Raw genomic sequence first — 3582 nt, forward strand, 5'->3', positions numbered from 1 at the left:
CTTACGAGTACGTCGTCAGCAACCTTCCCTGGTATATCAAGTGGATCGCGACTATCGTAGGCTATCGAGGAAGCGAAGAAAGAGCCTTCGAGTATCTCCTCCGCGCCGCGGAGACGGGCTACTTCGTCAAGATCGACGCGCGCGTCCTCTTGATGATTCTGTATGTCCGTGAGAAGCAGCACGACTACGCTCTCGAGGTCGCTCAGCAGCTCCACCAGCGTTTTCCCGAGAACTTTCTCTTCCATTTGAACCAGGCTCAGATTCTGGAGCGAATGGAGCGGCGCGAGGAAGCGGCCGGCGTCCTGACCGAGATCGTTCGCCGGGCGGAGTCCGGCACGAAGAACTATGACAAGATGCCTTTGGGTAAGATCCGCTATGCACTCGGTACCCGCCTGGTCGCTCTGGGAGAGAGAGAATCGGCGCTCCACCAGTTCCAGGAGGCGGCAAGAGATCCTCGAACGGCGGAGAAAGAACGCGCACTCTCTCACCTCGAGGCGGGGCAAATCCTGGACTCGATGGGGGAACGCGAAGAGGCCGTCTCGCACTATGAAGCCGTGAAGGGCCTCGACGACGTTGAAGACTCTCATCGGGTGGCGACGGAGCACCTTCGGACACCCTACCGGCCCAAGCGTTAGACTTCGATATACTCGATGTTCGCGACATGCTTGGCAAGCGGCTGGCCCACTACGCAATCGTCGAAGAGCTCGGCCGGGGCGGAATGGGCGAGGTCTACGTGGCCGAGGACCAAAAGCTCGGACGCCGCGTGGCTCTCAAGATCCTTCCACCCCTCCTGGCGCAGGATGAAAACCTGCGCGCGCGGTTCGAGCGCGAAGCCAAGGTCATCGCCTCCCTGAATCATCCCAACATCGTTCACGTGTACTCGGTGGAAGAGCTCGAGGGAGTTCGCTTCTTCACGATGGAGCTCGTCCGGGGAAAGACGCTCTCGCAGATCCTCAAGGGGGGTCGTCTTTCGCTGGTCGAGTTTCTGGAGATCGCCATCCCGCTCGCCGACGCCGTCTCCGCTGCCCATGCAGAAGGAATCACCCATCGTGATTTAAAACCCGACAACGTCATGCTGAGCGAGGAGGGTCGCGTCAAGGTGCTGGACTTCGGGCTTGCGAAGCCGGCGCTCGGGCTGGTCGATAGCCAGGCGAGCGACGCAACCACCGTCCATCGCACCCGTGATGGCCGCGTCCTGGGCACGTTGAGCTACATGTCTCCCGAGCAAGCCGCCGGGAAGCTCGTCGACCCGCGTTCCGACATCTTCTCTCTGGGAATCGTCTTCTTCGAGATGCTCACCGCCGAGAAGCCGTTCAAAGGTGATAACCCTGCCACCATTCTTTCGTCCGTGATCAAGGACACTCCTCCGCCGGTGGACGCCATCGACCCTTCGATTCCCCGAGAGCTCGTCCGGATCGTCAAGCGCTGTCTCGTGAAGGACCCCGATCGCCGGTTTCAGAGCACTAAGGATCTCCGGAACGAGCTCGAAGAGCTGAAACAGGAGGTCGTCTCCGGAGGGTACGCAGCCTCGTCGGTCCCGAGGCGCCGGATCCAGTGGCTGCTGTTGGCTGCGCTACCCATCATTGCGGCCGTTCTCGGCGTCGCGGTGTATCGTCTGGTTGGGGGGCGCCCGCAAATTCCCCGCGTCGCCAACCCAACGCAGGTTACGAGCGACATCGGTCTCGAGGACTATCCGACCTGGTCTCCCGACGGAGGCAGGCTCGCCTACTTCTCGAACCAGAGCGGCAATTTCGACATCTGGGTAACGCAGGCCGCGGGGGGAAGCGCCGTGAACCTGACAGCCGATTCGACCGGCGCGGAATTCTTTCCCAGCTGGTCTCCCGACGGAACCCGGATCGCTTACGCCGCGCATCGGGACCAGAGTGAAGGCGGAGGCTGCTACGTCATCCCGGCTCTGGGAGGCCCCCCTCGCCGTGTGGCCACGAGCTCGTTCCTCTGGGCACGCCCTCAATGGTCTTCGGATGGAGGTCGGCTTGCCTGCGGCGGGTTCGATGGGACGACCCGGCAAATTATCCAGATCGTGGATGTCGCAACGCTCGAAGCGACGCGCTTTTCGGTTCGCGGGCAGTACGAGCCCGTCGACCTCAGCTGGTCTCCCGACGGGAGATTCATCGCTTACGTGGATGCCAGCAACTATACCGCCGACATGACCCATTTGTGGATTCTGCGGTTGTCGGACGGGGAGGTCCTGCCGCTCAGCGACGGGCTCACCGCGGTCTGGAGTCCGATTTTTTCCGCCGATTCTCGCACCCTCTGGTACGTTTCCAATCGAGGGGGGAGCATGGATGTGTGGCGCCAGGGAATCGGCGGTGACGGGACTCCGGAGGGGGCGGCTCAACCCATCACGACGGGTCTGGACACGCGCTCGATGGCGTTGTTTGCCGACGGCTCCAAGATCGCCTATTCCCGAGGCCGACGGATCGCGAACGTGTGGCGGGTCCCCATTCTCCATGAACGGCCGGCGAGCTGGGGCGATGCGGAGCCCATCACCTTCGACCAGGCGTTCATCGAGTTCCTCGACGTCTCGCCGGGCGGCGACGAGCTTCTCATCAACTCCAACCGCGGCGGCTTCGTCGACATCTGGAAGCTGCCCGCTTCCGGTGGCACGATGCAGCCGCTCACCGACGATCAGGCCCCGGACTGGAATCCCCGCTGGTCCCCCGATGGCCGGCAGGTCGCGTTCTATAGCTATCGCGGCGGGCAGCGCGACGTCTGGGTACTTTCCATAGAAGGGGGGCCGGCCCGGCAGCTAACGTTGGGCGAAGAGACAGCTGCCATGCCCGCCTGGTCGCCCGACGGGAGCGAGATCGCTTACGTCTCGATTCGCGACGGAAACTTCGATCTCGCCATCGTCTCGGCCGCGGGAGGCAGCCCACGAGCGCTCGCATCCGGACCCCGCGAGGAGAGCCAGCCCGAGTGGTCGCCGGACGGCGAGTGGATCGTTTTCGCCTCCGATCGCGACGGTGCTTACGGCCTCTGGCGGGTGGCAGCCGAGGGGGGCGAGCCGGAGCGGCTGAGCGAGCGGCCTGGGGCACGGCCCTTCTTCTCCCCCGGCGGTCGAGAGATCCTCTTCAATGGTCTGAACAACAACGTCTGGGCACTCTCGCTCGATGACCGATCCGAGCGGCAGATCACGGATCTCGCCGACAAGCGCGGCGAGCTCGGCTTCTACGCGCTCGCGACCGACGGTCAGTACCTCTACTTCACCTGGGTGGAAGACCGGTCCGACATCTGGACCATGGACGTGATCTCGCCTTGACGCATTCGGTGGGGTGCACACCCCCGAGAGGACCGCGACCGTCGCGTCGATCAAGCATTCGACCGGAGGACGCGGCGGATGGTCTCGAATGCCGCGATGTGGAATGCGAGCAGAACGAGGAAGACTCCTCGCAGGATCGACCACTCCAGCCGCAGGTCGCCCTCGCCGTGCCCGATGTCGGTCAATGCCAGGTGACCGGCGCCCATGGCCAGGAGCGAGGTGACACCCAAGGCCAGCGAAACCATCGCGCTCCTTCTCAAGTCGTGCATGGACGTGCTCTCCGTACTCCTACATTACGCCTA

Annotated in this window: 3 protein-coding genes; 2 read left to right on the forward strand and 1 reads right to left on the reverse strand. The window is 63.3% G+C overall.

Features of this window, described 5'->3' with window-relative positions; translation table 11 throughout:
- On the forward strand, nt 1–635 hold a 635-nt coding region (locus VEK15_05940; protein ID HXV60215.1), incomplete at its 5' end, for a hypothetical protein.
- 26 nt (nt 636–661) lie between these two features.
- The gene (locus VEK15_05945) at nt 662–3280 is read left to right on the forward strand and encodes a protein kinase (protein ID HXV60216.1); all 2619 of its coding nucleotides are present in this window, start codon (nt 662–664) and stop codon (nt 3278–3280) included.
- Nucleotides 3281–3330: 50 nt separating this feature from the next.
- Here the strand turns inward: VEK15_05945 and VEK15_05950 are convergent, their stop codons facing one another.
- Complete coding sequence (locus VEK15_05950; GenBank protein HXV60217.1) at nt 3331–3549, reverse strand: hypothetical protein; 219 nt, start codon at nt 3547–3549, stop codon at nt 3331–3333.
- Nucleotides 3550–3582: the final 33 nt, after the last annotated feature.

It is taken from the genome of Vicinamibacteria bacterium, assembly GCA_035620555.1.
Lineage (GTDB): Bacteria > Acidobacteriota > Vicinamibacteria > Marinacidobacterales > SMYC01 > DASPGQ01.